Annotated in this window: 6 protein-coding genes; all 6 read left to right on the forward strand. The window is 57.3% G+C overall.

Annotation, left to right across the window (positions count from 1 at the left end; all coding sequences use genetic code 11):
• A partial coding sequence (locus B2V90_RS08755) for a phage major capsid protein (RefSeq protein WP_293920889.1) occupies positions 1-613 on the forward strand: 613 nt, incomplete at its 5' end.
• 121 nt (positions 614-734) lie between these two features.
• A complete protein-coding gene (locus B2V90_RS08760) occupies positions 735-1,130 on the forward strand; it encodes a hypothetical protein (RefSeq protein WP_228222962.1) in 396 nt (131 codons plus the stop codon).
• Positions 1,131-1,777: 647 nt separating this feature from the next.
• On the forward strand, positions 1,778-2,377 hold the full coding sequence (locus B2V90_RS08765; protein ID WP_228222961.1) for a DnaT-like ssDNA-binding protein: 600 nt from the start codon (positions 1,778-1,780) through the stop codon (positions 2,375-2,377).
• Entirely contained in the window at positions 2,377-2,727 is a 351-nt protein-coding gene (locus tag B2V90_RS08770) for a hypothetical protein (RefSeq protein ID WP_228222960.1), read from the forward strand. Before B2V90_RS08765 ends, B2V90_RS08770 begins: the two co-directional genes overlap by 1 nt.
• A complete protein-coding gene (locus B2V90_RS08775) occupies positions 2,727-3,128 on the forward strand; it encodes a hypothetical protein (RefSeq protein ID WP_293920891.1) in 402 nt (133 codons plus the stop codon). Before B2V90_RS08770 ends, B2V90_RS08775 begins: the two co-directional genes overlap by 1 nt.
• Before the next feature lie 38 nt (positions 3,129-3,166).
• On the forward strand, positions 3,167-3,538 hold the full coding sequence (locus B2V90_RS08780) for a hypothetical protein (protein WP_228222958.1): 372 nt from the start codon (positions 3,167-3,169) through the stop codon (positions 3,536-3,538).
• The last annotated feature ends 950 nt before the right edge of the window (positions 3,539-4,488 follow it).

Genomic DNA, 4,488 nt, shown 5'->3' on the forward strand with positions numbered 1-4,488 from the left:
AAAGGAGAGCGACCAGTTCCTCAACGGCACGACCCAGAACAGCGTTGAAGACGTTGCTGGCGTGACCTCCACCCGCATGGGCCTTCTGGCACAAACTCTTTCGACCGGCACCGTCAACAAGTTCACCGACAGCTTCGGCGTTCTGGCGAAGGTCGAGGCTCCAGCGGTCAACGAAGATGGCACCGGCGCTCTGAGCGATGCCGTTCTGGTCCTGCGTTCGACACTCCACAGCAACTACCTTGCTGGCGCGGTCCTCGTCATCTCGTCCGACTTTGAACTCAAGGTCATGCAGGAGAAGGACAAGAACGGTCGTCCAGTCTGGGCACCTGCTGATGCATCGATCTCCGGTCTGCCCGGCGGCACCATCTACGGCGTCCGCTATGTCGTGGACGACATGATGCCAGACGTTGCGACGGCGATCAGCACGGCCAAGCCTGCTGCGATCCTCGCGGACTTCAAGAAGGCATACACCATCGCGGATTATGGCACGATGAAGTGGGTCGTTGACCCAATCACCGAACCACAGTTCGTGAAATATAGCGCCCGTCGCCGCACTGGTGCAGCGATTGTCGATTATAAGGCAATCCGCGCTCTGGTCCTGACCGCCGCGTAAGCCGTTCGGCATTAAAAATGGAATGGCTCGTCCGTCAGGACGGGCCATTCTGTCATCGAGCACGCGCCTCTAACCGCCAGCTATAGAATGATCCTAATCAAGCCACGATCGTTGGCACTTGATGAAACAATCACCTGCCCTTCTCGCCCTCGCGTTCATCACAGCTATCGTCTCTGCTTGCTCGTCAGGAACGAGCGAACGACAAGATGAAGCTACCTCGTTTCAAAATGCGCAGATTAACGTCAATCCTGTTCCAGCGTCGATGCCAGAAAAGGACGCGCCCGAATGGACCGCAAAGGAAACCGCGCTGATCAATGATTGGCGTCGCCTTAATGAACAATGCCGGGGAGGATCAGGCGATGATCCCGCAACGCTCAAGGCTTGCGAGGACCGTGAAGACGCGACGACTCGGCTGCAAAATGCTGGTATTTGCTACGGCGAAGCAGGTCAGTCGGGCTACCAGATGACGATTCACCGCTGCAACGAGCGGTCAATCCGCATTGGCGGCGGCAAGTAATCCCTGCTGCGCCATCGACGAAATGACTATCGCGCGCAAATTCGCGCTCGTTCGTTCACCCAGCATCCATCGACTTTTCGGACAACGCCGAGCGGATCAAACGCGCGGGTATCGTCCGGGTCTTTATTCCATGTAGCAGTTGTCCGATCATCTGTATCGCGCGAGACGATGGCAAAATGGGATTGGGCAGGCTTGCCATCGTCCCATGTATTTAAAGTGTATTGGTCACCTCCCATCGGGAAAACCAGACAGGGTCCGTCAACGTGGATAACCCCATCCACTTCCAAATAGCAGGAACGCTTTTTGGATTGGCTACCCGACTGACCGTCTCTGTCGTCGGGTTCGGACTTAGGCAGATTTGCATTTAAGGCCTCTGACGCGACAGCAGCACCGGCATTATCGCCGGCGTCGTTCTGAACGTCAGCGGTAGGAACACGTCCCTCAGCATCCCCATTCGCTTGTGGGATCGGCTCCTGATTACAAGCCGCCAGGGCAAACAAGCAACTTAGTGCACCTACCAGTCGCAACCCGTCTCTCCTGCTGTTCGACCATCGAACGAATGGATGGAGGGGATGTTGCAACATGACCGAAATCACTAATCGTCACCGCAAATAAATAGCTGCGAACACTCAAAATGAGGGCGCAGCATGGGATTGGAAACCTCCGGGGCAACCGCAAATAGTTGGCAGACCATCGTTCAGGCGAACCAGTTCCTGACCGATTTCGTCCATCCGCTGCTGGGCATCAGCCCGGAACTCAGCGACGGCGACGAACCCTACCTGATCGAGTCCGCGAAAGAGATTTCGCGCATGTGGTCATTCAAGGGCCAGCCGGTTGATCCGCTCCAGCCTTTGGCATGGCCGCGCAAGGGCGTCGTCATCGAAGGCAGGACGCCCGGTTCCGACTGGTATCCTCGCAACTTCCCTCACCTTGATTCCTGCTACGAGGACTTTGCGCGCTTCATCCATTTTGAAAGCCCCGGCCTGTCCAACACGCCGGTCCTGCTGCCAAACGATTTAGTCCCGACAGAGGTTCTGGAAGCGCAGGCGATCCTAGCAGCCTTCAAGGTCCGCAACATCACGCTCTGGCAGGACAATGCGTTTAACGCATCGGAATTGAAGCTGGACGGCGTTGGCACGATCAAGCCCGCCAATGCTGTCGCGGCGGCCGATGCCGTGTTCATGCGCTTGTCCAAATGGGGTTCGTTCAGGGGCGCTTCAATCGTTCGTCCTGGCGGTGCGCGATAATGGCGACCGTCTATGAGAATTTCGCGAGCGCGGTGACTACGCTCTATGCAGGCCCATTGGGCGGCAGCTTCATTCTCCGTCGCACCAGCGGCGGCGGTTATGATGCCAACGGGGATGTTGTCCCTGTCACTACTCGCGACGTTCGCGTTCGCGGCGTCATTCGGGACAAGGAGTTCTGGAACGCCGGGGCGCTGCTAGGCGTCCGCACCGTCGCCATGCTGGACAATAGGCACGAGCCTTTTCCAGACGATGTGCTGATTGTTGGCCAGACCACGCATACCATCGATACCGTAAAGGCTGTCGCACCCAATGGCTTGACCGTCATCCGCTATGAAGCGGTGCTAAAATAATGGCCCGCTCCGGCATCACGAACATGGGCGAGGTCGCGAAGAGCCTCGCGGACGCTAAGCGCAAAGCCATCGCGCACGCGGAGCGAGTGAACCGCGATCTAGCCAATGCCGTCCTACAAGGGGTCGTAGAGGGCACGCCAGAGGATACGAGCGTCACAGTCGGCGATTGGCAGGTGGGCGTTAATACCGTCCCGCAGGGCACGCTTGATAGTCCCGATCCCGGCGGAGCAGGCGCGCTCGCACGGGGCCAATCTCAGATTGCAACCGCCAAGCTGGGCGGCACGATCAACATCATCAACAACCAGCCGCACATCGATGGTCTGAACGCGGGCAATGCCGTGACCAAGCCGTCAGGCTGGGTTGAGCGCAGCATCGACGCCGCCAAGGCGGGGGTGCGCTAATGGGCCATTCCACTGACATCGACATTCTCCGCAAGCGCATGATCGCGCTATGGACTGACAAGTCCGCGCCCCTGATCCATGACAACGCGAAGGCCGGAACTGCCCCCTTGCCGAGGTTCGTTCGCTTCGCTGTCCGCCCCGGCACCGAGACGAAAAGCAATCTCGGCAGCGACCGTCATAGGGTGATTCGTGAAGGTCGCGTTTGGGTGCATGTCGCTATTCCAATTGGCGAAGCCGATGCGAACGCTTGGGCGCTGGCTGATAAGGTCGCGGCTGTCTTGGCGCATTGGACTAATCCTGATGGCGCGCTGCGCTGCGGGGCCATCACCACCGATGTCATTTCCAGCACCACCCACTACATGATTGCAGTGAAAATCGCCTATCGGTCCAGCCGCGTCGAGCCGGTATAGCCAGCAAATGCGGTTCGTCGCATAACGACCAGACTTTGCCGTTCGCCGGTCGATTTGTTGATGCCACTAGCGGACGTTCATTAGCTCGGTAATATCGCCGGATGGATGACGGCAGATACCGATGTGGCGGAACGCGGGGCGGCAAGTGGGGCTGCGGTATGTCGTTGCTCATCACCCTCCCGATCTTCACCATACTCTTAATGGTGGAGGCCTTGGGTGACTGCGCACCTGATATTCCATGCGGTAAGGGCTTTTGGTCGCATGTCATGCTGCCATCCGCTGCAGTTGCGCTCATCACAGGGCTTGCTGTTCGATGGCTGGTAAATCGGTTGGTCCGCAAAGGAGAATAACGACCATTTTTGGTCACTCCTTCACACCATCCGTATCCTTGACACCGGTCATTCATTTCGATGGCGATCCGAAGAGTGAATTGCAGAATCTGGTGGTTAGCTGCCGTTCAGTCCCGCTGAGCAACTGCCTCTCGACGTTGGTATAAGCCGCGCGTGGGCCATACAGACAGAGAGAGCGGTCCGGACTCCACGATAGTTCGGACCTCACGTCGCACCGGTCCACTTTGCAACGCATCCCATTCGGTTTCGAAATCTTCAATTTCCTCACGATCTTCAGCATCTTCGCGCTCAAGCACGAAGTCTACCAACCACTGACTTCCGTCATGGCTAAGCGTGACGCGACGAAAATTTTGCGAAAGCATACCAAGCATTGCTTGCATAACGGCGACTGATTGAAAGTTCCATTCTTGGAGGTTCGGACCGGTAGACATAGCAATTGTTTTCTCCGCTTCCGGATGACCGCAACGGGACGAATGTTGCCGAATATTTTTTACCGAGCAAGGTCATCTATCGTCGATCAACTCTCCAGAAGCTGACAGTCCGCTTCCCACCCATCGCGGCCGTTGCCGCCAACTCCTCATACCTCCGCATAAATAGGCG

Source organism: Sphingobium sp. UBA5915 (genome assembly GCF_002431195.1).
GTDB classification, from domain to species: Bacteria; Pseudomonadota; Alphaproteobacteria; order Sphingomonadales; family Sphingomonadaceae; genus Sphingobium; species Sphingobium soli.